20 protein-coding genes are annotated in these 22,899 nt (G+C 63.3%); 8 read left to right on the top strand and 12 right to left on the bottom strand.

The window, feature by feature from the left end; translation table 11 throughout:
• Window positions 1–11: 11 nt before the first annotated feature.
• Window positions 12–1,358, bottom strand: a complete 1,347-nt coding sequence (gene pmbA, locus ACX0MV_RS04970) for a metalloprotease PmbA (protein WP_458981371.1) — start codon at window positions 1,356–1,358, stop codon at window positions 12–14.
• A 185-nt stretch (window positions 1,359–1,543) separates the two neighbouring features.
• On the opposite strand from pmbA, the gene yjgA reads away from it, so the two are divergent.
• Window positions 1,544–2,062 carry a ribosome biogenesis factor YjgA gene (gene yjgA, locus ACX0MV_RS04965; RefSeq protein WP_458981370.1) on the top strand — a complete coding sequence of 173 codons (519 nt, stop codon included), beginning with the start codon at window positions 1,544–1,546 and terminating at the stop codon, window positions 2,060–2,062.
• Between the two features lie 49 nt (window positions 2,063–2,111).
• Here the strand turns inward: yjgA and tldD are convergent, their stop codons facing one another.
• The 8 genes from tldD to mreB form a co-directional block, all read right to left on the bottom strand.
• Window positions 2,112–3,554 (bottom strand): metalloprotease TldD, encoded by a 1,443-nt coding sequence (gene tldD / locus ACX0MV_RS04960; protein ID WP_458981369.1) that lies wholly within the window; start codon window positions 3,552–3,554, stop codon window positions 2,112–2,114.
• 16 nt (window positions 3,555–3,570) lie between these two features.
• Window positions 3,571–4,425, bottom strand: coding sequence for a carbon-nitrogen hydrolase family protein (locus ACX0MV_RS04955; RefSeq protein ID WP_458981368.1), 855 nt, complete (start codon window positions 4,423–4,425; stop codon window positions 3,571–3,573).
• 88 nt (window positions 4,426–4,513) lie between these two features.
• Window positions 4,514–8,350, bottom strand: coding sequence for a YhdP family protein (locus tag ACX0MV_RS04950; RefSeq protein ID WP_458981367.1), 3,837 nt, complete (start codon window positions 8,348–8,350; stop codon window positions 4,514–4,516).
• Between the two features lie 34 nt (window positions 8,351–8,384).
• Entirely contained in the window at window positions 8,385–9,842 is a 1,458-nt protein-coding gene (rng, locus tag ACX0MV_RS04945; RefSeq protein ID WP_458981366.1) for a ribonuclease G, read from the bottom strand.
• Between the two features lie 86 nt (window positions 9,843–9,928).
• A complete protein-coding gene (locus ACX0MV_RS04940) occupies window positions 9,929–10,528 on the bottom strand; it encodes a Maf family protein (RefSeq protein ID WP_458981365.1) in 600 nt (199 codons plus the stop codon).
• Window positions 10,529–10,565: 37 nt separating this feature from the next.
• A complete protein-coding gene (gene mreD, locus ACX0MV_RS04935) occupies window positions 10,566–11,054 on the bottom strand; it encodes a rod shape-determining protein MreD (RefSeq protein WP_458981364.1) in 489 nt (162 codons plus the stop codon).
• Window positions 11,051–11,974 (bottom strand): rod shape-determining protein MreC, encoded by a 924-nt coding sequence (gene mreC / locus ACX0MV_RS04930; protein ID WP_458981762.1) that lies wholly within the window; start codon window positions 11,972–11,974, stop codon window positions 11,051–11,053. Before mreC ends, mreD begins: the two co-directional genes overlap by 4 nt.
• A gap of 123 nt (window positions 11,975–12,097) precedes the next feature.
• Complete coding sequence (gene mreB, locus ACX0MV_RS04925) at window positions 12,098–13,135, bottom strand: rod shape-determining protein MreB (RefSeq protein WP_458981363.1); 1,038 nt, start codon at window positions 13,133–13,135, stop codon at window positions 12,098–12,100.
• Window positions 13,136–13,360: 225 nt separating this feature from the next.
• On the opposite strand from mreB, the gene gatC reads away from it, so the two are divergent.
• The 6 genes from gatC (at window position 13,361) to ACX0MV_RS04895 (ending at window position 18,758) form a co-directional block, all read left to right on the top strand.
• On the top strand, window positions 13,361–13,648 hold the full coding sequence (gene gatC, locus ACX0MV_RS04920) for an Asp-tRNA(Asn)/Glu-tRNA(Gln) amidotransferase subunit GatC (protein WP_458981362.1): 288 nt from the start codon (window positions 13,361–13,363) through the stop codon (window positions 13,646–13,648).
• Window positions 13,648–15,099, top strand: coding sequence for an Asp-tRNA(Asn)/Glu-tRNA(Gln) amidotransferase subunit GatA (gene gatA / locus ACX0MV_RS04915; RefSeq protein ID WP_458981361.1), 1,452 nt, complete (start codon window positions 13,648–13,650; stop codon window positions 15,097–15,099). The genes gatC and gatA overlap by 1 nt, the downstream gene beginning before the upstream one ends.
• 12 nt (window positions 15,100–15,111) lie before the next feature.
• The gene (gene gatB, locus ACX0MV_RS04910; protein ID WP_458981360.1) at window positions 15,112–16,560 is read left to right on the top strand and encodes an Asp-tRNA(Asn)/Glu-tRNA(Gln) amidotransferase subunit GatB; all 1,449 of its coding nucleotides are present in this window, start codon (window positions 15,112–15,114) and stop codon (window positions 16,558–16,560) included.
• 224 nt (window positions 16,561–16,784) lie between these two features.
• Window positions 16,785–17,171 carry a septal ring lytic transglycosylase RlpA family protein gene (locus ACX0MV_RS04905; protein ID WP_458981761.1) on the top strand — a complete coding sequence of 129 codons (387 nt, stop codon included), beginning with the start codon at window positions 16,785–16,787 and terminating at the stop codon, window positions 17,169–17,171.
• A 100-nt stretch (window positions 17,172–17,271) separates the two neighbouring features.
• Entirely contained in the window at window positions 17,272–18,381 is a 1,110-nt protein-coding gene (locus ACX0MV_RS04900; RefSeq protein ID WP_458981359.1) for a calcium/sodium antiporter, read from the top strand.
• Window positions 18,378–18,758: a carboxymuconolactone decarboxylase family protein gene (locus ACX0MV_RS04895; RefSeq protein WP_458981358.1), complete on the top strand. Its 381-nt coding sequence runs from the start codon at window positions 18,378–18,380 to the stop codon at window positions 18,756–18,758. The genes ACX0MV_RS04900 and ACX0MV_RS04895 overlap by 4 nt, the downstream gene beginning before the upstream one ends.
• Before the next feature lie 25 nt (window positions 18,759–18,783).
• On the opposite strand, the gene ACX0MV_RS04890 is transcribed toward ACX0MV_RS04895, so the two are convergent.
• The 3 genes from ACX0MV_RS04890 to ACX0MV_RS04880 form a co-directional block, all read right to left on the bottom strand.
• A complete protein-coding gene (locus tag ACX0MV_RS04890; RefSeq protein ID WP_458981357.1) occupies window positions 18,784–19,725 on the bottom strand; it encodes an AEC family transporter in 942 nt (313 codons plus the stop codon).
• Window positions 19,726–19,924: 199 nt separating this feature from the next.
• Window positions 19,925–20,491 carry a response regulator transcription factor gene (locus tag ACX0MV_RS04885; RefSeq protein WP_458981356.1) on the bottom strand — a complete coding sequence of 189 codons (567 nt, stop codon included), beginning with the start codon at window positions 20,489–20,491 and terminating at the stop codon, window positions 19,925–19,927.
• 10 nt (window positions 20,492–20,501) lie between these two features.
• Window positions 20,502–21,755 (bottom strand): ATP-binding protein, encoded by a 1,254-nt coding sequence (locus ACX0MV_RS04880; RefSeq protein ID WP_458981355.1) that lies wholly within the window; start codon window positions 21,753–21,755, stop codon window positions 20,502–20,504.
• A gap of 256 nt (window positions 21,756–22,011) precedes the next feature.
• Between ACX0MV_RS04880 and ACX0MV_RS04875 the strand changes: the two genes are divergently transcribed.
• The gene (locus tag ACX0MV_RS04875; RefSeq protein ID WP_458981354.1) at window positions 22,012–22,725 is read left to right on the top strand and encodes an SIMPL domain-containing protein; all 714 of its coding nucleotides are present in this window, start codon (window positions 22,012–22,014) and stop codon (window positions 22,723–22,725) included.
• Window positions 22,726–22,899 lie beyond the last annotated feature (174 nt).

The following is a 22,899-nucleotide window of genomic DNA, read 5'->3' as shown; positions in this document are numbered from 1 at the left end:
AGCCCCCCGGTTCAGCTGCCCGCGACCGTCATTTTCTCGATCATCACCGAGCCCGTACGGACGTTGCTGCGCAGTTCAAGATCGCTTCCCACCGCAACGATCTGCCGGAACATGTCACGCAGGTTGCCGGCGATGGTCACCTCCTGCACGGGAAACTGGATCTCGCCGTTCTCCACCCAGAAGCCGCCTGCACCGCGCGAATAATCACCAGTAACCATGTTCAGGCCATGGCCCATCAGCTCGGTGACCAACAGCCCGCGGCCCATGCGCTTGATCAGCGCCTGACGGTCTTCGTTACCGTGACTGACGAACAGGTTGTGAACACCGCCGGCATTGGCGGTGCTCGGCATCCCCAGCTTGCGACCTGAATAGGTGCCGAGAATGTAGGACACCAACTTGCCGCCTTCGACGAAGGGTTTGGCATAAGTCGCCAGGCCATCGCTGTCGAAGGAAGCACTGCCGAGCGCGCGCGGAATATGCGGGCGCTCATCAAGATTCAGCCACTGCGGAAATAGCTGCTGGCCCAGGGTGCCTTCGAGGAAGGACGACTTACGGTAAAGGTTGCCCCCGGAAATTGCCCCGATAAAGCTGCCGAACAGCCCGGTCGCCAGCTCAGCGGAGAACAGCACCGGAACCTCACAGGTCGGCACGGGACGCGCGCCGAGACGCTGCACCGCGCGCTCGGCGGCATGTAGACCGATGTCGCGTGCATCGGCCAGCAGCTCGCCCTGGCGATTGACGTCATACCAGTAGTCGCGCTGCATTTGGCCGCCTTCTTCGGCAATCATGACGCAGCTCAGGCTGTGGCGCGTACTGGCATAACCACCAATGAATCCATGGCTATTGCCATACACCCGGCAGCCTTGGTGGGTACTGAGCGTGGTGCCATCAGCGTTCTTGATGCGCTTGTCCGCGGCAAATGCCGCTGCTTCGCAGCTCAACGCCTGCTCGATCGCCTGCTCGGGAGTAATCGACCACGGGTGATAGAGATCCAGTTGCGGCAACTCACGCGCCATCAGCGCGGGGTCGGCCAGGCCTGACGCCTCATCCTCGGACGCGTGCTTGGCGATGGCCAGCGCCGCCGCTACGGTTTCGCGAATTGCCGCATCGCCGCTCGCCGAGGTACTCGCCGAACCCTTGCGCTGGCCGACGTAAAGCGTGATGCCGAAACCTTGATCGCGATTGAACTCGACGGTTTCCACCTCTCCCTGACGGACCGTGGTCGACAACCCTTGCTCAGCCGAGACGGCGACCTCGCAGGCATTCGCGCCCTGCCTTTTCGCTTCGGCAATAATCTGCTCGACCTGGGCCTGCAATTGCGGAACAGCTTGGGGACCAACAACCTCTACTGCACTCATAAACACTCCTGAAATCTGTCCGGTATCCACCGCGTTTCGTGCTTGACGCCGCACTGCACGCCGCCTGACACCTGTTCGCTCGATAACCCTGAAGCCCTGCACCCGCGAGCCATGCCCGCACTGCAGCGGCGCTGCACATGGAAACTTGCTGCTATCATGACGGCGTTTTCCATTGGACCACCTTCATGTCTGAATACCTTGACGACTTCTCCGGCGAGAAAAGCAAAACCCAGGTCAAACGCGAACTGCATGCCTTGCAGGATCTGGGACAGCGTCTGACTACCCTGAAACCCGATCTGCTGAACAAGCTGCCCTTGACCGACGAACTGCGCCAGGCGCTGGCGGAAGCGCCCAAGCACACGGCCAACGCGGCAAAAAAGCGCCATGTCCAGTTCATCGGCCGCCTGATGCGCGACCAGAACACCGAAGCCATTCTGACCCTGCTCGATCAACTCGACGCCTCAACCCGTCAATACAACGAACGCTTTCACGGCCTGGAGCGCTGGCGTGATCGCCTGATCGGCGGCACCGACGAGACCCTGGAAGCCTTTGTTGGCGAGTACCCCGACGCTGATCGGCAACACCTGCGTCAGTTGATTCGCCAGGCCCAACACGAACTGGTACAAAACAAGGCGCCCGCCGCCTCGCGCAAAATCTTCAAATACATCCGCGAGCTGGACGAAACCCAACGCGGCCTGCGCTAGGCCTCTCCGAAATGATGGGTAGGCCTTCGGCTAACCCATCCCACGAATCTCAACCGCCCGTTCCGCCCACGGTAATCGCATCAATCTTCAAGGTCGGCTGGCCGACGCCAACCGGTACCGACTGGCCGTCCTTGCCGCAGGTACCGACGCCACTGTCGAGCGACAGGTCGTTGCCAACCATCGAGACCTTGCGCATCGCTTCCGGGCCGTTGCCGATCAGCGTCGCACCCTTGACCGGAGCGGTGATCTTGCCGTCCTCGATCAGGTAGGCCTCGCTGGTGGAGAACACGAACTTGCCGCTGGTAATGTCGACCTGGCCGCCACCCAGATTGGCGCAATAGATACCCTTCTTCACCGACCGGATGATTTCCTCAGGGTCGCTCTCGCCCGCCAGCATGTAGGTATTGGTCATGCGCGGCATCGGCAGGTGCGCGTAGGATTCGCGGCGCCCATTGCCAGTGCGGGCAGCGCCCATCAGGCGGGCGTTCAACTTGTCCTGCATGTAGCCCTTGAGCACGCCGTTCTCGATCAGGGTCGTGCATTGAGTGGGCGTGCCTTCGTCGTCGATGCTCAGCGAGCCGCGCCGTTCGGCCAGTGTGCCATCGTCGACAATGGTGCACAGGCTGGACGCGACCTGCTCGCCGACCTTGCCGCTGTAGGCCGAACTGCCTTTGCGATTGAAGTCGCCCTCCAGGCCATGACCGACCGCCTCGTGCAGCAGCACACCGGACCAGCCGGCGCCCATGACAACTGGCAAGGTGCCGGCCGGTGCGGGGATCGCCTCCAGATTGACCAGCGCCTGGCGCAAGGCCTCGCGGGCGTAGCCCATGGCACGATCGTCACGCATGAAATAGCGGTAATCGGTACGCCCGCCGCCGCCGTGGCCGCCGCGCTCGCGCCGCCCGTTCTGCTCGACGATGACGCTGACGTTGAACCGCACCAGTGGGCGAATATCCGCGCCCAGGCTGCCGTCGGTGGCCGCGATCAGGATGCGCTCCCACACCCCGGCGAGGCTGACGGTGACCTGCTTGATGCGCGGATCAAGGGCACGGGTGGCCTGATCCACCTGCTTGAGCAGTTCGACCTTCTGCGCGCGGTCAATCACGTCGAGCGGATTGTCGGCGGCGTACAGTGCGGTGACCGTGGGGCTGCTGAATGCCTGAACGCGACCATTCTGCCCAGCCCGGGAAATCGAGCGCGCAGCACGAGCAGCCTGACTCAGGGCGTCGGCAGTAATCGCATTGCTGTAGGCGAAGCCAGTTTTCTCACCCGACTGGGCACGCACACCGACGCCCTGATCAAGGTTGAAGCTGCCCTCTTTGACGATGCCGTCTTCCAATACCCAGGTTTCGGAAATCTGGCTCTGGAAATACAGGTCGGCGGCATCGATACCCGGCCCGGCCAACTCGCCCAAAATTCCCGGCAATTGCTCGATGCTCAGGCCGCCTGGGCCCAATACGTGTTCACTTACCGCTGCCAACATATCGCTCATAGCTGCTTTATTCCTATCATGACTGCTCCGCCCCGGGCAATTTCGGTTCGGTCGCTGCAAAAAACCGTCTATGCCGTACCACCGGCATGCGCTGACGAATCGCCAACTGTTCGGCCGCATCGCGTGCGGCATGCAAACAACCCTCGCCTTGGACCTGCTCGGCCAACACCCGCCCCCAGGGATCAATGATCGCCGAATGGCCAAAGGTTTCGCGCTCGCCGGGGTGACTGCCGCCCTGGCCCGCGGCCAAAACGTAGCATTGCGTTTCGATGGCCCGCGCGCGGGTCAGTACCTGCCAGTGCGCGGCGCCAGTGACCGCGGTAAAAGCGGCCGGTACGCTGATCAGCTCAGCGCCGCCTTCACGCAGGGCGCTGTAGAGTTCAGGAAAGCGCAGGTCATAGCAGACCGTCAAACCCAAACGACCGAATGGCGTGTCCGCCACCACGACCTGGCCACCGTAGGCGAAATCATCCGACTCGCGGTAGCGCGCGTGGCTGTCCGCTACGTCCACATCGAACAGGTGCAGCTTGTCGTACCGCGCCACCCGTTCGCCATGGGCGTCGATCAACAGCGAGCATGCATGGGGCTTGGCGTGCGCCTGCCCCTCTGGCGGCAATGGCAGGGTTCCGGCGACTATCCACAGGCCAAGGTCCCGCGCCGTCTGCTTCAACCAGGGCAAAATCGGACCCTCGCCCAGGGCTTCGCGACGGCCGATCTCAGCCAGGTCGCGGCGGCCCATGGCCGCAAAGTTTTCCGGCAGTACCGCCAGTTTCGCGCCGCCTTCGGCGGCTCGCTGCAACAGGTTTCTGGCCTGGGCCAGGTTGCTCAGCACGTCGCTCTGGCTGACCATTTGAATAACGGCGAGGGTCATCGTTTGAATACCTGATGAACTGTTTGCCCGCTCAGCTTACAAGCCATGGTCGTGAGCCGCAGCGCGGATCTGTTACCGCAGATCACGGCTACTGCGGTTTTTCGAACGGCTTGTCGAAGCTGATCTTCGGCTCCAGCAGCGGCCCTTCGACGTCGTATTGCACACTGGCGAAACGGGCGACGCGGTCACCCAGCAGCTTGTCCACCACAAACAGCGCACCGCCGATTGCCGGCGCACCAACGATCAGCGCCGCCAGGGGCAGGTTGTTGGTCACAGGCAGGGTCACCAGCAGCTTGGCGTCGATCATCTGGTCAGCCATGTCGAGCGTACCGTTCAGCTCGAGGTTGCTTGACGGACCAGTCAGGGTAATCGGCTTGCGGGTGACAAACACGCCCTTGTCCGCGACCAGCAGGCCTTTTACCCGGTCGTAGCTCAGGCCCTTGCCGAGCAAGTCGGAGAAGTCCAGCCGTAGCCGGCGGCCAATCGAGTTGAAATTGAGCAGCCCGAACACCCGCAACGCCGACGCCGAGCCCTGGACTTCGGAGAATTGCCCCTTGCGCATCGCCGCATCCAGGCTGCCACTGAAGCGTTTGAAGCTGACCCAGGCCGGCGAACCCGGCCACTGGCCGTCGACGTCCAGGCGAAAGCTTTCGCTGCTGGCGGTGGGCGCGAAGTGCCAGGCCAGCAGCACGTCGGCCAGGTCCTTGCCCTGCAGCCGTCCCTTGTACCAACTGCTGGTGGCACCGGGACTGCCCTGCCAACCGGCGCTGCCGTTTATCTGCAGGCCTTTGAGGTTGAGGTTCAGCTCTTCGAAGCGCACACCCTCGGGCTGCGGCCGCGCCTTCAACGCCCAGGCGCCAATCATTTCGTCACCCTGGCTGACCTCGGCGATTTGCACATCGAGCGCTGGAATCGAGCGTGGGTCGACGTCGCGCAATGGGTCGGGCTTGTCTTCATCCTTGTCGGCTGCCAACGCATTCTTTGGCTCGGCTGCGGGAAACCGCAGGTAGTCGAGGTTGACCGCGATAGGCGCGGTCGCAGCATCCGGCAAGTCGATCTGGCCTTTGAGCAGCGGACTGTCGAGGCCCAGCGCCCACGCGCCAGAGGCGCGCTTGAGCTGGACCGCCAAATCTTCCAGGGTGGTGCCAAATCCGATGAAGCGTTCGATAGTCAGCTGGGCGCCGGTAAAGACCTGTTCGGCATCGTCGCGTGGCATATCGCTATAGGGCTTAAGCGCCGCCTGCCAGGCGGACCAGTCGAGTTCCGCGATACGACCGCGGACCCGCAGGCCTTTGCTGGCCGGCAAGCTCGCCGGACCATCGGCCAGCCGCAGCTCGCCGCGCCCTTGCGCCAGACTGCCGAGCGGCGCGGCATATGAAAGACTCGCCAGGTCAGCGTAGTCCAGCCAGTAGCGGCGCTCCTGACCACCCAGGGTCATGCGCCAATCGGCATAACGCTCTTCGGCAGCGGCCTTGCCGAACGGCGCGGGCAGATCGATCGCCAGCCCCTTGAGGCTCGAATCGACCCGCAGCTGGCTGTCGACGCCATCCAGGGTCAAACGCAGGCGATACGGCAGCGCGCCCTTCAGCGGCAGCGGCTGAGCTACGCCCAGCCAGTCGGTCAGCTGCGGCAGAGCAATTCGCCCGCTGGCCTCGATGCGGCTGCGCGCCTGACCGGCCGAGCCTTCGGCAATCGCCTTGCCACGCACGGCGTGGCCAAGCACCTGGGCGCGGATATCCGGCGCGCTCAGCCCCTTGGCGGTGTCGTAGCGAAAGGCGCCTTGTACCTGGTTCAGCTCAAGGACAGGGGTGCTCAGTTTGAGGCGCGCGCCGGTGGTGGCGAAATCGACCATCACCGCTGGCTGCAGCCCTTTGGCCAGGGGAATGTTCAGGTCCAGCGTACCGGCGAGCGGCCCATCGCCCTCCCAGCCCGCGAAGATTTCGCCGGTACCGATCGGAGCATCCTGGAGAATCTTCAGGGCGTCACTGACGCTGCTGCTGACGCCGCCATTCAGTTGCAGACGCGGCGCTTGCCCGGCGGGGGCGGTGGGAATCTGCACGCTGACATCGCTGACCCGACTGTCCAGCAGGCGCCCTTCATCCAGCGAGATGCGCACGCCGCTGCCTTCGATCAACACCTCTCCACGTCCGTCGAGCAGGCTCGGCCAGCCCGGCTGGAATGCCAGCTCGGCCTGCTCCACCGCAAAGAACAGGCTCAGGCTGCGCGACCCGCGCTCCGAGCCCTTGTTCAACGAGCCCTGGTACTGGAAGTACCCTTCGTTGACCTTGCCGCCACGAATCGCGGTTTTCAGCCAGTCTGCCAGCGGCTCGCTCAACCCTGGCGAACGGGTAGGCAGGTATTTTTCGGTGAAGCGCGCGTCGCCGTCGCGAATGCCCACGCGCAGGTCCATGTAGTCCTCGCCGGCCGGGTCGCGCAGCAGGCGAATCAGGAAGTCGCCGGCAACCGGACCCTCATCGCCGACAACCTGCAGATAGGGGCTGCGCAAGGTGAAGGCCTGCTCATCGAGCTGCCAGGTCAGCCGCGCATTGGCGTGACGATAAACCCAGGGTTTGGGAAACAGGGTGTCCAGGTGCAGCGAGAAGTTTTCCGTGGCGAGGCGCAACTCGCCCTGTCCCAGGTCGCCGCTCAAGCTGCCGCTGACGTTTTCCACTGCAGGCGACGCCAGGTAGGCGGCAAAGCCGATTTGCTCGAGATTGCCGGAGAACTGCACACGCTTGGCGTCTTCGCGCTGTGGCCAGTAATTCACCTGCACGTTGCTCACACCACCATGCGGCTGCAGGCTGTCGAGAATCTCGGCGGCGCGCTCCGGCAGCGGCGCCAGGCCTTCGACCAGCGGTGTCAGCGGTGCCAGCTCGAGGCGATCGGCGGTCAGCGACCATTGTTCTTCACGCTCGCTGTCGTCCTGCAGGTAGCTGAGGCCAAGCTGGGTTTGCCCCCAGCGGGTGGTGCCCTGGCTGAAGGCCAGATCGTCCAGCAGCAGCTCGAAGCCCTGCTCGGTGCGGCTGAAGTAGGCGCTCAGGGCCAGGTTTTCGAGTTGCGTCACCGGCCGTTTGCCATAGGTGGCGGCGATACGCGGTGCATGCAATCGACTCACCACGCGCTGCACGCTGGCATTCGCCCAGGTGAGCCAGATTTCGCCGCCGGCCTGTAGCTCGTCGATCCGCCAGTCTCGCGTCAGACCCGCCGGCAGCCAGCGTGCCCAGTCGCTTTGCGGCAGGCTCAGGTACAGCTCGGCCCGCGCCTCGCGCCAGTGTTCGGGCTGCATGCGGGTACGCAGTTGCAGCGCCATTGGTTGCCCATCCGGCAGCAGCACGCGGCCGTCCAGGCGTTGCCGGCTGGAGCCGTTGCGCAGTGTCAGGTTGACGTAGGAGAGCGTCAGCGGCTCATGCTGAGCGGGCTTGAGCGTGACCTGACTGTCGAGCAGCGAAAGCCGGTCAACCGCCTGCAGCTGCTGCAGAACCCGGCCGACATCGAGCGGGGTCTCTTCACGCTGCGGCAGGCCATCAAGGGTCCAGCGGCCCTGCTCGTCCTGCGTCAGACGCAGCTGCAGCCCCTCCAGCTCCAGGGCTTTGATCCGCGGCTGTCGAGCCAGCAGACTGCCCAGCACGTCGGGCACCACCCGAACCTGATCAAGCACCAGGGAGTTGTCGCCCTCGCCCAGTTGCAGGTCGTGCGCCAGCAGCAACGGCGACAGCCCGCGCCAGCGCCCTTCCAGGCTGCCGATCCGCACCGGCATGCGCAGCGCAGCGGCAGCCTTGTCTTCGATTTCCAGGCGGTATTCGGCAACCAGCGGCACCAGCTCGCGACCCAGGCTCACATAGAAAGCCGCGGCGATCAGGCCCAGGGCGCAGGCGCCAAGCGTCCAGCGCAGGGCGGCAGCGAGAAAGCGCGCAAGGGCGGACACTCGGCTCAGGCCCCGCTCAGGTCAAGGCGCAGCATTACAGCAACACCACATCGTACTGTTCCTGCGAGTACATGGTCTCGACCTGAAACTTGATGGTGCGGCCGATAAAGGCTTCCAGGTCGGCAACGTTTCCGGACTCTTCGTCGAGCAAGCGGTCCACCACCTTCTGGTTGGCCAGCACTCGATAGCCTTCGGCCTGGTAGGCACGGGCCTCGCGCAGAATCTCGCGGAAAATCTCGTAGCAGGTGGTCTCGGCGGTTTTCAGCTTGCCGCGGCCCTGGCAACTGCTGCATGGCTCGCAGAGTACCTGCTCAAGGCTTTCGCGGGTGCGCTTGCGGGTCATCTGCACCAGGCCGAGTTCGGTGATGCCGATGATGTTGGTCTTGGCGTGATCGCGCTCCAGCTGCTTCTCCAGGGCGCGCAGCACCTGCCGCTGGTGCTCCTCGTCTTCCATGTCGATGAAGTCGATGATGATGATGCCGCCGATATTGCGCAGCCGCAGCTGCCGGCCGATTGCGGTCGCCGCTTCCAGGTTGGTCTTGAAGATCGTCTCTTCGAGCGTGCGGTGGCCGACGAAAGCGCCGGTATTGACGTCGATGGTAGTCATCGCCTCGGCTGGATCGACCACCAGATAGCCGCCCGACTTGAGCGGCACCTTGCGTTCCAGCGCTCTCTGAATTTCGTCCTCGACGCCGTACAGGTCGAAGATCGGCCGCTCGCCGGGGTAATGCTCCAGGCGGTCGGCGATCTCGGGCATCAGCTCGGCAACGAACTGGGTGATTTTCTGGAAGGTCTCGCGCGAGTCGACGCGGATCTTTTCGGTGCGCAGGCTGACCAGGTCGCGCAGGGTGCGCAGGGCCAGGCTGAGGTCTTCGTAAATCACTGAAGGGGCTGGCGCGGTCTTGATCTGTGTGGCGATCTGGTCCCACAGCCGGCGCAGATAACGGATGTCGATGAGGATTTCATCGGCGCCAGCGCCGTCCGCCGCGGTGCGCAGGATAAAGCCACCGCTGTCCTCGATGCCTTCCGCCGCGACGCAATCGGCCACCACCTGCTTAAGCCGTTCGCGCTCGGTCTCGTCCTCGATCTTCAGCGAGATACCGACATGGCTGCTGCGCGGCATGTAAACCAGGTAGCGTGAGGGGATCGAGATCTGCGTGGTCAGCCGCGCGCCCTTGCTGCCGATGGGGTCTTTGGTGACTTGCACCACCAGGGCCTGGCCTTCATGCACCAGCGCACTGATGCTTTCCACGGCGCTGCCTTCGCGCGTAGAAATTTCCGAGGCGTGAATGAAGGCAGCGCGCTCCAGACCGATGTCGACGAAGGCCGCCTGCATCCCTGGCAAGACCCGCACCACCTTGCCTTTGTAGATGTTGCCGACGATTCCGCGCTTTTGCGTGCGCTCGACGTGCACTTCCTGCAGCACGCCGTTTTCCACCACCGCCACGCGCGATTCCATCGGCGTGATATTGATCAGAATCTCTTCACTCATGCGTCCATCTCTTCTGGAGATGAAGCTGCAAGCGGGGATGGCTGGGCCATCAGCGACAGCCCTCACTCACCCGAGGCCAACAACCTCTAACTGTGAACCGGCAGTGGCTGCCAGCACGAAATAGCGAATTCTGCGAGCAGCTCTGCGGTTTCGCACAGCGGTAACCCCACGACCGCCGAATAACTGCCCTGTAACTGACTGACGAACACCGCCGCCAGCCCCTGGATACCATAACTGCCTGCCTTGTCCTGCGGCTCGCCGGTGGCCCAGTAGGCCTCGATCTCATCGCGCGTCAGGGCGCGAAAACGCACCGTACTGCTGACCACTCGGGCGACCTGTCTGCTCGTCGAAACCAGGGCTACCGCGGTCAATACTTGGTGTTCGCGGCCGGACAACGCGCTCAGCGTCGCGATGGCCTCGGCGCGGTCTGCAGGTTTGCCAAGGATGCGACTATCCAGCACCACGCAGGTGTCCGCGCCCAGCACCACAGCATCGGCGGCGGCGCTCAACAATTCCAGCCCGGCCTGCGCTTTCGCAAGGGCCAGGCGCTCTACATAGGCGTTTGGTGCCTCGTCTGGCAATAAGTTTTCATCAATGGGCGCAATTTGCGTGACGAAGGGCACACCGATCTGCGTCAAGAGCTCGCGCCGCCGCGGCGAACCGGATGCGAGGTACAACGTGGCCATGCGGACCTCCTGTCAGATGCGGCGAACGCCGGTTTGGCTAGTTGACGCTGAGGCGCTGATGAATGCCGCGCAAGATCACGCAGATCCAGGGCCACAGCAGCGCGCTGACCAGCGCCGGCAGAATGAACGCGAGGGTTGGCGGACGACTGCCGGTCAGGGCGTTCAGCCACAGCTGCACGAGCTGCGCCAGGCCAAAGACGACCAGCAGCACCATGCTCTGCTGCCACATGGGGAACATGCGCAGGCGCTGATGCAAAGTCATCACCAGAAAGGTGATCAGGGTCAGGATCAACGCGTTCTGCCCCAGCAGCGTGCCGTTCAGCACATCGGCCAGCAATCCGATGAACCAGGCGGTGGCCATGCCGACCCGGTGCGGCAGGGCCAGCACCCAATAGGTCAGAAACAGCGCCAGCCACAGGGGCCGGCCTATCTCCATGAACTTGGGCATGCTCAACACGCTGAGCAGCAGGGCCACGGCCAGGCTTGCCCAGATCACCCAGACATTGCGCGCGCGCAACGCAATCATTGCCCGCCCTCCTGTTCCGCTGATGCTTGCGGCTGTGGCTGTGGCTGCTGAGCCTCGAGCGGGCCTTGCAGGGCCTCTTCGCGGTCCGCCGCTTCCTGGGCTTGGGCCGATTCGGTGGCGCGCTGCTCCGGTGTGCGCGGGTCGGTAAAGACCAGCAGCATGTAGCGCGTGCGATTGAGGTTGGCGGTCGGCATCGCGCGCACGATGGCGAACGGCTGGCCGGAGTCGTGAATCACCTCGGTCACCGTGGCCACCGGATAACCGGCCGGGAAGCGCTGGCCCAACCCTGAGCTGACCAGCAGGTCGCCTTCCTTGATGTCCGCGGTGTCGGCCACATGGCGCAGCTCCAGCCGCTCGGGGTTGCCGGTACCACTGGCGATGGCGCGCAGACCGTTGCGGTTGACCTGAATCGGGATGCTGTGGGCGGTATCGGTGAGCAGCAGCACCCGCGAGGTGTAGGGCATCACCTCGACTACCTGACCCATCAGGCCCCGCGCATCGAGCACCGGCTGGCCGAGCAGTACGCCGTCTTTGGCGCCCTTGTCGATCAGGATGCGATGGGTGAAGGGGTTGGGATCAATGCCGATCAGCTCGGTGGCCAGCACATCGTCGTCGACCAGCGCGGCGGAATTGAGCAGCTCGCGCAGGCGCACGTTTTGCTCGGTCAGCGCCGCCAGCTTCTGCAAGCGGCGCTGCATCATCAATTGCTCGGCCTTGAGCTTTTCGTTTTCGGCGGTCAGCTCGCTACGTGAGCTGAGCTCCTGAGTCGCACTTTCCCACAGGGTGACGGGCAACCGGCCGAGCCAGTACACCGGTTCGACGATCACGCCCAGCTGACTGCGCACTGACTGCAACACGGTGAAACGCGCATCCACCACCATCAGCACAGCCGACAGCACGGCAAGCACCAGCAGGCGCACGCCAAGCGAAGGACCTTTGGCAAATAGCGGCTTGATGGGCAGCTCCTCATGGCGGCAGGCAATAAACAAAAAGCTGCAAGCGAGTGAAACCCGACTTGCAGCTCGAGACGCGGAACGGAGGCGTTACTCCGAGGACAGCAGGTCCATGGTGTGACGGTCCATCATTTCCAGCGCCTTGCCGCCGCCACGGGCCACACAGGTCAGCGGGTCTTCGGCGACGATCACCGGTAGACCGGTTTCCTGGGACAGCAGCTTGTCCAGGTCGCGCAGCAGTGCGCCGCCGCCGGTCAGCACCAGGCCGCGCTCAGCGATATCCGAGGCCAGCTCGGGTGGCGACTGCTCAAGCGCGCTTTTGACCGCCTGGACGATGGTCGCCAGGGATTCCTGCAGCGCCTCGAGCACTTCGTTGGAGTTGAGGGTGAAACTGCGCGGCACGCCTTCGGCCAGGTTGCGACCGCGGACGTCGACTTCGCGGACTTCGCCACCGGCATAAGCGGTACCGATTTCCTGCTTGATCCGCTCAGCGGTGGACTCGCCAATCAGCGAGCCGTAGTTACGGCGAACGTAGGTGATGATGGCTTCGTCGAAACGGTCGCCACCGACGCGCACGGATTCGGCATAGACCACGCCGTTCAGCGAGATCAGCGCGATCTCGGTGGTACCACCACCGATGTCGACGACCATCGAGCCGCGGGCTTCTTCAACCGGCAGGCCAGCACCGATGGCAGCGGCCATGGGTTCTTCGATCAGGAATACTTCGCGGGCACCGGCGCCGAGGGCCGATTCGCGGATGGCGCGACGTTCAACCTGGGTGGATTTGCAGGGAACGCAGATCAACACGCGCGGCGACGGCTGCAAAAAGCTGTTTTCGTGAACTTTGTTGATGAAGTACTGGAGCATTTTTTCGCAGACGCTGAAATCGGCGATAACGCCGTCCTTCATTGGGCGGATAGCAGCGATGTTGCCCGGGGTGCGGCCGAGCATGCGCTTGGCTTCGGTGCCGACTGCCACAACACTTTTCTGGTTGCCGTGGGTGCGGATGGCTACTACGGAGGGCTCGTTGAGCACGATGCCGCGGTCGCGTACATAAATCAGGGTATTGGCAGTGCCCAGGTCAATCGAGAGATCGCTGGAAAACATGCCACGCAGTTTTTTGAACATGGGATAGGGGACCCTAGGCAACGCGTGGGTAAAAAAGTGCGGCAAACTCTAACAACGGCAGGGATTTTGAGCAAGGCGCCAATATGTTAGATTGCGGCTTTTTCTGGGCTGTAGCGCCCATCATCGCGGCCTTTGACTGCCAGCTCAAGGTATCTGTTCCCTGCCCACCTGCTGCACGCTGACCGCTTACTCTTTCCACTGGCTGCCCTCTATTGGAGAACCCCAATGGCGCTTGAACGCTCCGACGTGGAAAAAATCGCCCATCTGGCCCGACTGGGTCTGAACGACGGCGATGTACCACTGACCACCGAAACCCTGAACAGCATCCTTGGCCTGATCGATCAGATGCAGGCGGTCGACACTACCGGCATCGAACCTCTGGCTCACCCCCTCGAAGCGACTCAGCGCCTGCGCGCCGATGTCGTCACCGAACACAACTGCCGCGACGCCTACCAGGCTATCGCCCCGGCCGTGGACAGCGGCCTGTTTCTGGTTCCCAAGGTGATTGAGTAATGCATCAACTGACCCTGGCTGAAATCGCCCGCGCCCTGAGCGCCAAACAGTTTTCCGCGGAAGAACTCACCCGCGAGCTGCTGACCCGGATCAACCGCCTCGACCCGCAGCTCAACAGCTTTATTACCGTCACCGACGACCTCGCACTGGAACAGGCCAAAGCGGCCGACGCACGCCGCGCGAATGGCGAGAATGGTGCCCTGCTCGGTGCGCCCATCGGTCACAAGGACCTGTTCTGTACCCAGGACGTCCTGACCAGCTGTGGCTCGAAGATCCTTACCGGCTTCAAGGCACCCTACAACGCTACTGTGGTTAGCAACCTCGCCAGCGCTGGTGCGGTGACCCTGGGCAAGCTGAATATGGACGAATTCGCCATGGGTTCGGCCAACGAATCCAGCCACTACGGCCCGGTGAAAAACCCCTGGGACCTGACCCGCGTACCCGGCGGCTCCTCCGGCGGTTCGGCAGCAGCAGTCGCCGCGCGCCTGCTGCCTGCCGCGACCGGCACCGACACCGGCGGCTCGATTCGCCAGCCAGCGGCGCTGACCAACCTCACCGGGATCAAGCCGACCTATGGACGGGTTTCCCGCTGGGGCATGATCGCCTACGCCTCCAGCCTCGACCAGGGCGGTCCTTTGGCCCGCAGCGCAGAAGACTGTGCCCTGATGCTGCAAGCCATGGCCGGCTTCGACGCCAAGGACTCCACCAGCGTCGATCAGCCGGTCGACGACTACCTAGCCGCCCTCAGCCATCCGTTGAGCGGCCTGCGTATTGGCCTGCCGAAGGAATACTTCGGCGCGGGCCTCGATGCACGTATCGGTGAGAAGGTGATGACTGTTGTCGAAGAGCTGAAAAAGCTCGGCGCCAGCGTTAAGGAAATCAGCCTGCCTAACATGCAGCACGCGATTCCCGCCTACTACGTGATCGCCCCGGCTGAAGCCAGCTCCAACCTGTCGCGTTTCGATGGAGTACGCTTCGGCTACCGCTGCGAGAACCCGAAGGACCTGCAGGATCTGTACAAGCGTTCGCGTGGCGAAGGCTTCGGCGCCGAGGTTAAACGGCGCATTATGGTTGGCACCTACGCGCTGTCCGCCGGTTACTACGACGCCTACTACCTCAAGGCGCAGAAGATCCGCCGACTGATCAAGAATGATTTTGTCGCAGCCTTCAATGACGTCGACGTGATCCTTGGCCCAACCACGCCGAACCTGGCCTGGAAACTTGGCGAGAAGAACAACGACCCGGTCGCCGCCTACCTGGAAGACATCTACACCATCACCGCCAACCTCGCCGGTATTCCCGGCCTGTCGATGCCTGCCGGCTTCGTCGATGGTTTGCCAGTCGGTGTGCAACTGCTCGCCCCTTACTTCCAGGAAGGCCGCCTGCTCAACGTCGCCCACCAGTACCAACAGGTTACTGACTGGCACACACAAGCTCCGGCTGGATTCTGAGGACGACTGAACATGCAATGGGAAACCGTAATCGGGCTGGAAATCCACGCCCAGCTCAGCACCCAATCGAAGATCTTTTCCGCCAGCGCCACCACCTTTGGCGCCGAGCCCAACACCCAGGCCAGCTTGGTTGACCTCGGCATGCCCGGCACCCTGCCGGTGCTCAACGCTGAAGCCGTGCGCATGGCCTGCAAGTTCGGCCTGGCGATCGATGCCGAGATCGCGCCGAAGAACGTCTTCGCGCGCAAGAACTACTTCTATCCGGACCTGCCCAAGGGCTACCAGACCAGCCAGATGGACCACCCCATCGTCGGCAAGGGCTTCCTCGACATCACCCTGGAAGACGGCACGCAGAAACGCATCGGCATCACCCGCGCACACCTGGAAGAAGACGCCGGCAAGAGCCTGCACGAAGACTTCCACGGCATGAGCGGCATCGATCTGAACCGCGCCGGCACCCCGCTGCTGGAAATCGTTTCCGAGCCAGATATCCGCTCGGCCAAGGAAGCCGTGGCCTATGTCAAAGCCATCCACGCCCTGGTGCGCTACCTCGGCATCTGCGACGGCAACATGGCCGAAGGCTCGCTGCGCTGCGACTGCAACGTCTCGGTACGGCCAAAAGGCCAGGCCGAATTCGGCACCCGCGCCGAGATCAAGAACGTCAACTCGTTCCGCTTTATCGAAAAAGCCATCAACCACGAAGTGCAACGGCAGATCGAGCTGATCGAAGACGGCGGCAAGGTGGTGCAGGAAACCCGCCTGTACGACCCGAACAAGGACCAGACGCGCTCCATGCGCAGCAAGGAAGAAGCCAACGACTACCGTTACTTCCCCTGCCCGGATCTGCTGCCGGTGGTGATCGAGCAGAGTTTCCTCGACGAGGTGCGCGCCAGCCTGCCGGAATTGCCGGTGGAAAAGCGCGCGCGCTTCCAGGAGCAGTTCGGCCTGTCTGCTTACGACGCTGATGTGCTGGCCGCCAGCCGTGAACTGGCCAACTACTTCGAAGCAGTCAATGCCGCCTGTGGCGACGCCAAGCTGGCCGCCAACTGGGTGATGGGCGAGTTGTCCAGCCTGCTCAACAAGGACAATCTGGACATTGACCAGTCGCCGGTATCCGCCGAGCAGTTGGGCGGGATGATCCTGCGGATCAAGGACAACACCATCAGCGGCAAGATCGCCAAGATGGTCTTCGAGGCGCTGGCCGCTGGTGAAGGTGCCAGCGCTGACGAAGTGATCGAGAAGAAAGGCCTCAAGCAGGTCACCGACTCTGGCGCCATCGAAGCCATGCTGGACGAGGTGCTGGCCGCCAACGCCGAGCAGGTTGAACAGTACCGGGCCGCGGATGAAGCCAAGCGCGGCAAGATGTTCGGCTTCTTTGTCGGCCAGGCGATGAAGGCCTCCAAAGGCAAGGCCAACCCTGGCCAGGTCAACGAGCTGCTCAAGCGCAAGCTCGAAGGCTGACACCGTAACAATCAATCGACGCCGGGCTTGCCCGGCGTTTTTCTGCTTGGCGCCCCTACGAGTGAGTAGGGCGAACATGGCGAAGGCTTGTCCGCCATCTGAGCTGACAACGGTGGACAAGGCTTCGCCATGTCCACCCTACACAGCGCAACCCGTAGCACATATACGGATGCAATCCGGGACAATCGTGCATCAACTGAGGATCTAACAAGGTGTATAAGCCAATCCGCAATGGCCTGATCTGCCTCGCCCTGTTCGGTCTGCTCGGCGGCTGCGCCAGCCAGCGCAGCGATGACTGGCGGGTCAACGCCCAGGGCTACCAGGCCGAGGGCAAGGCGTCCTATTACGGTGCCCGCCACCATGGCAACAAGACCGCCAGCGGCGAGCGCTTCGACCGCAATGGCCTGACTGCCGCCCATCGCAGCCTGCCGTTCGGCAGCCACGTGCTGGTGACCAACCTGCGCAACGACAAGAGCGTGATAGTGCGCATCAACGACCGCGGACCTTACGCCAGAGGACGAATTATCGACCTGTCGGAAAAGGCCGCCGCACAAATCGACATGCTCCGTGCCGGCGTCGTGCCCGTTCGGGTGCAGCAACTGGCGGACTGAACACATTACCCCTCGCATGACTCACATTCAGAAGCACTTGGCCGCTGGCGCCGATCAGCCCGGTGCTTAAACTAGCCGCATTTTTCTGGAGCCCCTGGCAATGACGTTGATGACTTTCGTTTACCTGATCGCCGGCCTGATCCTGCTGGTCGCTGGCGCCGAAGTGCTGGTGCGCGGCGCCGCCAAGCTGGCCGCGCAGTTCGGCATCCCACCGCTGATCATCGGCCTGACGGTGGTGGCGTTCGGCACCAGCGCGCCGGAAACCGCGGTCAGCGTGCAGGCCGCGCTGGATGGCAAGGGCGATCTGGCCATCGGCAACGTGGTCGGCAGCAACATCGCCAACGTGCTGTTCATTCTCGGCCTGACCGCCCTGATCGCCCCACTGATCGTCTCGCGGCAGCTGATCCGCCTGGACGTACCGATCATGATCGGCGCCAGCCTGCTGACCATGGGGCTTGCCTGGGACGGTAGCCTGAGCAAACTCGACGGCGCCGTGCTGTTCGGTGGCATCCTGACCTATACCGCCTTCCTGATCGTCAGCAGCCGCAAGGACAAAGCGGCGGCAGAGGATGACGAATTCACCAAGGAGCTGGGCCTCGACGAAACGCCCAAGCCTTACGGCTGGGTGATCAACGCGGCATTGGTGCTCGGTGGCCTGGTGCTGCTGGTAGCAGGCTCCAATTTTCTGGTCGAAGGCGCGGTCAACCTGGCGCGAGCGCTGGGACTGTCGGAGCTGGTGATCGGCTTGACCGTGGTTGCCATCGGCACTTCGCTGCCGGAATTGGCCACCTCGGTCATGGCGGCCATTCGCGGCGAGCGCGACATCGCCGTCGGCAACATTGTCGGCAGCAATATCTTCAACCTGCTTTGCGTACTGGGTCTGGCGTCGCTGGTTTCGCCACTGCCGATCCAGATTGCCGCCAACGCCCTGGCCTTCGACTTCCCGGTGATGATCGCGGTCGCCGTCGCCTGCCTGCCGATCTTCTTCTCGGGCTTTCGCATCAACCGCTGGGAGGGCTTGCTGTTTGTCGTCTACTACGTGGCCTACACCGTCTACCTGGTGCTGTTCTCCACCGGCAAGCCGGTGGCTGAAGTGTTTGCTGCCGCCATGCTCGGTTACGTGCTGCCGTTGACGGCGGTGACCCTGGTCGTGGTTGCCGGGCGCGCCTGGCATAAGCATGGGTTCACTGGCGACGAGTTGAAGCGATGAGCGACAAACACGACAGCGGCCTCGGCGTGCGCCGCGAAGTCATGGGCGATGCCTATGTCGATCGCGCCCTAAACAACGCCAGCGAGTTCAGCGCGCCCTTACAGGCATTCGTCAACGAACACGCCTGGGGCAGCGTCTGGACGCGCGAAGGGCTGGACCGCAAAACCCGCAGCCTGATCACCCTCGCCGCGCTGACGGCGCTGAAATGCCCACAGGAGCTGAAGGGCCATGTCCGTGGCGCGTTGAACAACGGCTGCAGCGTCGAGGAAATCCGCGAGACGCTGCTTCATTGCGCGGTCTATGCAGGGGTGCCGGCGTGCATCGATGCGTTCCGCGCGGCGCAGGACGTGATCGACGACCACCAGCAGCAGCGCTGAAGTTCACCCCGCCTGGCGGGCTGTTTCAGATCCAGCCTGCCCACTGCATCAGCAGCAAACCGACGTTGGTGGTCACCACTGCGGCCAGCGTAGTGATGACGATAATTGCCGCGGCCAGTTCATGGTTGCCGTTCACCGCCCTGGCCATGACAAAACTGGCCGCTGCCGTGGGGCTGGCGAAGTAGAGAAACAGGATCGCCAGGTCCGCTTCGCGAAAGCCGAAGGCCCAGGCGCCCAGGGTGGCGAGGATGGGTAACCAGACCATCTTCATCAGGCTCGAGCTGAGCGCAATGCCGCTGCTCGCCCGCAACGACGCGAGGCTCAGGGTGCCGCCGATGCAGATCAGCGCCAGTGGCAGGGTCATCTGGGCGAAATACTCGCCGGAAGTCATCAGCCAGGCCGGCAAGGGCACCTGCCAATAAGCGATTGGAATCGCCGCCAGCACTCCGATGATCAGCGGGTTGGTGACGATGCTTTGGGTGATCGCCCAGACGCCCGATTTCGCCTGCGGGCTGTAGATCGCCAGGACGATGGACGACAGCACGTTGTAGCAGAGGATCACCACCCCGCCGAGCACGGCTCCCACCGACAGTCCGTAGTCGCCATACAGGCTGGTGGCCAACGCGAGGCCGACGATGCCGTTGTTGCCGCGAAACGCGCCCTGGGTATATATGCCGCGATCCACCCGCGGCACCCGCCAGATTGCCCAGCCCCAGGCGAGGGCGAAACACACCAGCGTCGCGCCGATGAAGTAGAAAATCATTGCCGGGCGCAGCGCCATGCTCAGGTCGGCATTGACGATACCGAGAAACAGCAGGGTCGGCATGGTGCCGCGAAACACCAGGGAAGAAGCCGTGTTGATAAAGGCGGTGTCGATCCAGCGCAGGCGCTTGAGCAGCACACCGAGAAACAGCATGGCGAACACGGGCGCGGTGATGGCGAGGGTTTGCTGAGCGACGGCGAACATGGCAGCCCCGAGGGCAGGTTGCTTAGGGGGCTAATGATAGCAAGGCATCGCTGGGAGCGCCTTCGCGGCTTTCCGTTGACGACAACCCTGCAGCGTGGCGAAGCGGCGCTTTGTAGGGCGGACATGCCGAAGGCTTGTCCACTGTCCAGGCACCAGCGGGGGCGAAACTTCGCTATGCCCTGCCTACATAAGCGTTGGCTCAGCGCCGTACCGGGCGTTTCTGCAGCTTGCGTTGCAGGGTGCGCCGGTGCATGCCGAGCGCGCGGGCAGTGGCCGAGATATTGCCTTCGTGTTCGGCCAGCACGCGCTGGATATGCTCCCACTGCAGGCGGTCCACCGACATCGGGTTTTCCGGTACCAGGGTGTCGAGATCGGCGTGCTGGGTCAGTAGCGCGGCCAGCACATCGTCGGCGTCGGCGGGCTTGCACAGGTAGTTGCAGGCACCACGCTTGATCGCCTCCACGGCCGTGGCAATGCTCGAATAGCCGGTCAGAATCACCACGCGCATTTCCGCATCCAGCTCCAGCAACTTGGGCAGCAGCACCAGGCCGGAGTCGCCCTCCATCTTCAGGTCCAGCACCGCGTAATCGGGCAAGTCCTGCTCGGCCAGGGCCAGGCCCTCTTCGGCGGAGCCGGCGGTGGACACGCGCAGGCCGCGCCGGCTCATGGCGCGGGCCATCACCCGGGTAAAGGTGGGATCGTCATCGACCAGCAGCAGATGCGGTTGCTCTTCACCGTCGAACAGCGATTCGGATTCGTCAGTCATATCAGCCTTCCTATGTGCGCCCGTAAGCGCGCGGCAACTTGAGTTCGGTGAGCGTGCCGCCCTCTTCGTGGTTATACAGTTTTACCGTGCCGCCGGCACGGGTGACGCTGGCCTGGCTGAGAAACAGACCCAGGCCAAAGCCCTTGCCCTTGGTGGTGAAAAACGGTCGCCCCAGTTGCTCGGCGATGGCCAGCGGAACCCCGGCACCGAAATCGCGAATGGCCAGGCGCAACCACTGATGGTCCCAATCCAGGCGAATATCGAGTTTCTCCGGGCAGGCATCCGCTGCGTTGTTGAGCAGGTTGAGCAGCGCCTGGGTCAGGTCCGCCGGCGGCATCATCCGTGGCGGCGTGCCGACACCCAGGCACTGATAGCGATAACTCGCTTCCGGGCGCATCAGGTGCCAGCGGTTGAGGGTGGTCTCCAGCCATTCGACGCAGGACTGTTCAATCACTGCCTGGCGCCGGTCCGCCTCGGCCGCACGCACCAGCTGCTGCAGGGTTTCCTTGCACAGCTTGACCTGCTCCTGCAGTACCGCCAGGTCTTCCTGCAGGGTTGGCTCCTGATGCTCACGGCGCAGCTCCTTGATCAGCACGCTCATGGTCGCCAGCGGCGTGCCGAGTTCATGGGCGGCGCCGGCGGCCTGGGTCGCCACCGCCAGCAGCTGCTGGTCGCGCAGGCCCTCCTCGCGCCGCTCGGCACGCAGCTCCTCTTGATGGCGCAGCTCTTCGGCCATTTTCGCGACGAAGAAGGTGATCAACGCGGCTGCCAGGGCGAAGCTCAGCCACATCCCATAGATCAGCAGGCTCTCGCGTGGGCCCGCTGGCAGCTCCAGCGGGTGCGACCACACCAGCAGCACCGTGTAGCCGGCCAGCGCCATGCCGGACAGGCTGATGGTATAGAGCCAGGGCAACGTGGCCGCCGCGATGGTCAGCGGCACCAGGTAATAGGACACGAAGGGGTTGGTCGAGCCGCCCGCGTAATACAGCAGCAGGCTGTGGATGATCAGGTCGCAACCCAGCTGCGCCGCGTACTCCTGCTCCGTCACCGGCCAGGGTCCGCGAAGGCGGATGGCGGTGACCAGACACAGCACCAGCGAAATGGTCAGGGTGACGCTCAGCTCGAGCCAGGGTAGCGGCAGCGCGCCCGACTTGTAGGCCAGGCCGACGGAACCGGCCTGGGCGGCGAGCACCAGGATACGAATGAGGGTCAGGCGCCAGAGGTTTTGTCGGCTTGCCGACAACAACTGCACGGGTGCGAGCATGGGCTCTCCAAATAAGGCTCGTTGGCCGAGCCCAGCGAGTATAACCAAGGCTCCGCGCTCCCCACTGCGGCAACACGCCGCACGTCCAAGCCGGTTGATCCGTCGCCGTCCGGCGGTGGAAATCGCGAATGGCTCACGCGCATGACAGCTCATGCAGATTTTTTTAAACGGCGGTTAACCCGTATGGTCCGATAGCTACGTCTACCCTATCGAACATGCCGCACCGCAGTGCGTCATCAGCCAACAAGGAATCGTCATGTCACCTCTGTCCCGTATCGCCAGCATCCTCACGCTCAGCAGCCTGGGCCTGCTCAGCCTCACCGCCCAGGCGGATGAAGCCCGCTACAACCAGATCGCCCTGCGCGCCGAAGTCAGCCAGGAAATATCCCACGACCTGATGCACGTCACCCTGTTCAGCGAAGCGCAGAACAGTGACCCCGCTGCCCTCGCCGCGCAGATCACCCGCACTCTCAACGCCGCACTGGCCCAGGCTCGCGACGTCAAAGGGGTTTCGGTGGCACTCGGTAGCCGCAACAGCTACCCCGTCTATGACGAAAAGGGCCAGCAGATCACTGCCTGGCGGGAGCGTGCCGAGGTACGCCTAGAAAGCGCCGATTTCGCCGCGCTGTCGAAGCTGACCGGCGACATGCTCAAGGACATGAAGATGGGCGGGATGGAATTCAGCATTGCCTCGCCCACCCGCAAAACCCATGAAGATGCGCTGCTCAAGGAAGCCGTGGCGGCGTTCAAGGCGCGTGCCCAGCTCGCCACCGAAGCGCTGGGCGGCAGCGGTTACAAGCTGGTCAGCCTGAACCTCAACAGCGGTGGCTTTCAACCGCCGATGCCGATGCGCATGGCCAGCATGAAAGGCGCTGCCATGATGGAAGCCGACGCCACACCGGAAATCGAAGCCGGCACCAGCCAGGTCACCGTCAATGCCGACGGCGTGATCGAGGTGCAGATGCCGTGAGCAGCGGCGCAATGCTGCATTGAAAACAGGCACGCCGCGACCGCAAGGTAGCGGCGTTTCGCCATCTTCCGGCCCACCAATTACATAAATGCGACAGCTTTTTACAGGCTACCCGCAGATACCGTTCTCATCGCGACATGCGACTTGCCTGCGGCATATGCCGTGCATAGCTTC

The organism is Pseudomonas cistanchae (assembly GCF_054483635.1).
This window is presented reverse-complemented; position numbering and strand designations above follow the sequence as displayed.

What these genes read in the sequence shown, in the direction of transcription:
- yjgA (WP_458981370.1), top strand. Translation starts at nt 1,544, where the DNA reads ATGTCTGAATACCTTGACGACTTCTCCGGCGAGAAAAGCAAAACCCAG.
- gatA (WP_458981361.1), top strand. Translation starts at nt 13,648, where the DNA reads ATGCATCAACTGACCCTGGCTGAAATCGCCCGCGCCCTGAGCGCCAAA.
- ACX0MV_RS04940 (WP_458981365.1), bottom strand. Translation starts at nt 10,528, where the DNA reads ATGGCCACGTTGTACCTCGCATCCGGTTCGCCGCGGCGGCGCGAGCTC.
- mreB (WP_458981363.1), bottom strand. Translation starts at nt 13,135, where the DNA reads ATGTTCAAAAAACTGCGTGGCATGTTTTCCAGCGATCTCTCGATTGAC.
- ACX0MV_RS04955 (WP_458981368.1), bottom strand. Translation starts at nt 4,425, where the DNA reads ATGACCCTCGCCGTTATTCAAATGGTCAGCCAGAGCGACGTGCTGAGC.
- gatC (WP_458981362.1), top strand. Translation starts at nt 13,361, where the DNA reads ATGGCGCTTGAACGCTCCGACGTGGAAAAAATCGCCCATCTGGCCCGA.
- ACX0MV_RS04875 (WP_458981354.1), top strand. Translation starts at nt 22,012, where the DNA reads ATGTCACCTCTGTCCCGTATCGCCAGCATCCTCACGCTCAGCAGCCTG.
- ACX0MV_RS04890 (WP_458981357.1), bottom strand. Translation starts at nt 19,725, where the DNA reads ATGTTCGCCGTCGCTCAGCAAACCCTCGCCATCACCGCGCCCGTGTTC.
- ACX0MV_RS04895 (WP_458981358.1), top strand. Translation starts at nt 18,378, where the DNA reads ATGAGCGACAAACACGACAGCGGCCTCGGCGTGCGCCGCGAAGTCATG.
- ACX0MV_RS04880 (WP_458981355.1), bottom strand. Translation starts at nt 21,755, where the DNA reads ATGCTCGCACCCGTGCAGTTGTTGTCGGCAAGCCGACAAAACCTCTGG.
- ACX0MV_RS04885 (WP_458981356.1), bottom strand. Translation starts at nt 20,491, where the DNA reads ATGACTGACGAATCCGAATCGCTGTTCGACGGTGAAGAGCAACCGCAT.
- tldD (WP_458981369.1), bottom strand. Translation starts at nt 3,554, where the DNA reads ATGAGCGATATGTTGGCAGCGGTAAGTGAACACGTATTGGGCCCAGGC.
- rng (WP_458981366.1), bottom strand. Translation starts at nt 9,842, where the DNA reads ATGAGTGAAGAGATTCTGATCAATATCACGCCGATGGAATCGCGCGTG.
- ACX0MV_RS04900 (WP_458981359.1), top strand. Translation starts at nt 17,272, where the DNA reads ATGACGTTGATGACTTTCGTTTACCTGATCGCCGGCCTGATCCTGCTG.
- pmbA (WP_458981371.1), bottom strand. Translation starts at nt 1,358, where the DNA reads ATGAGTGCAGTAGAGGTTGTTGGTCCCCAAGCTGTTCCGCAATTGCAG.
- mreD (WP_458981364.1), bottom strand. Translation starts at nt 11,054, where the DNA reads ATGATTGCGTTGCGCGCGCGCAATGTCTGGGTGATCTGGGCAAGCCTG.
- gatB (WP_458981360.1), top strand. Translation starts at nt 15,112, where the DNA reads ATGCAATGGGAAACCGTAATCGGGCTGGAAATCCACGCCCAGCTCAGC.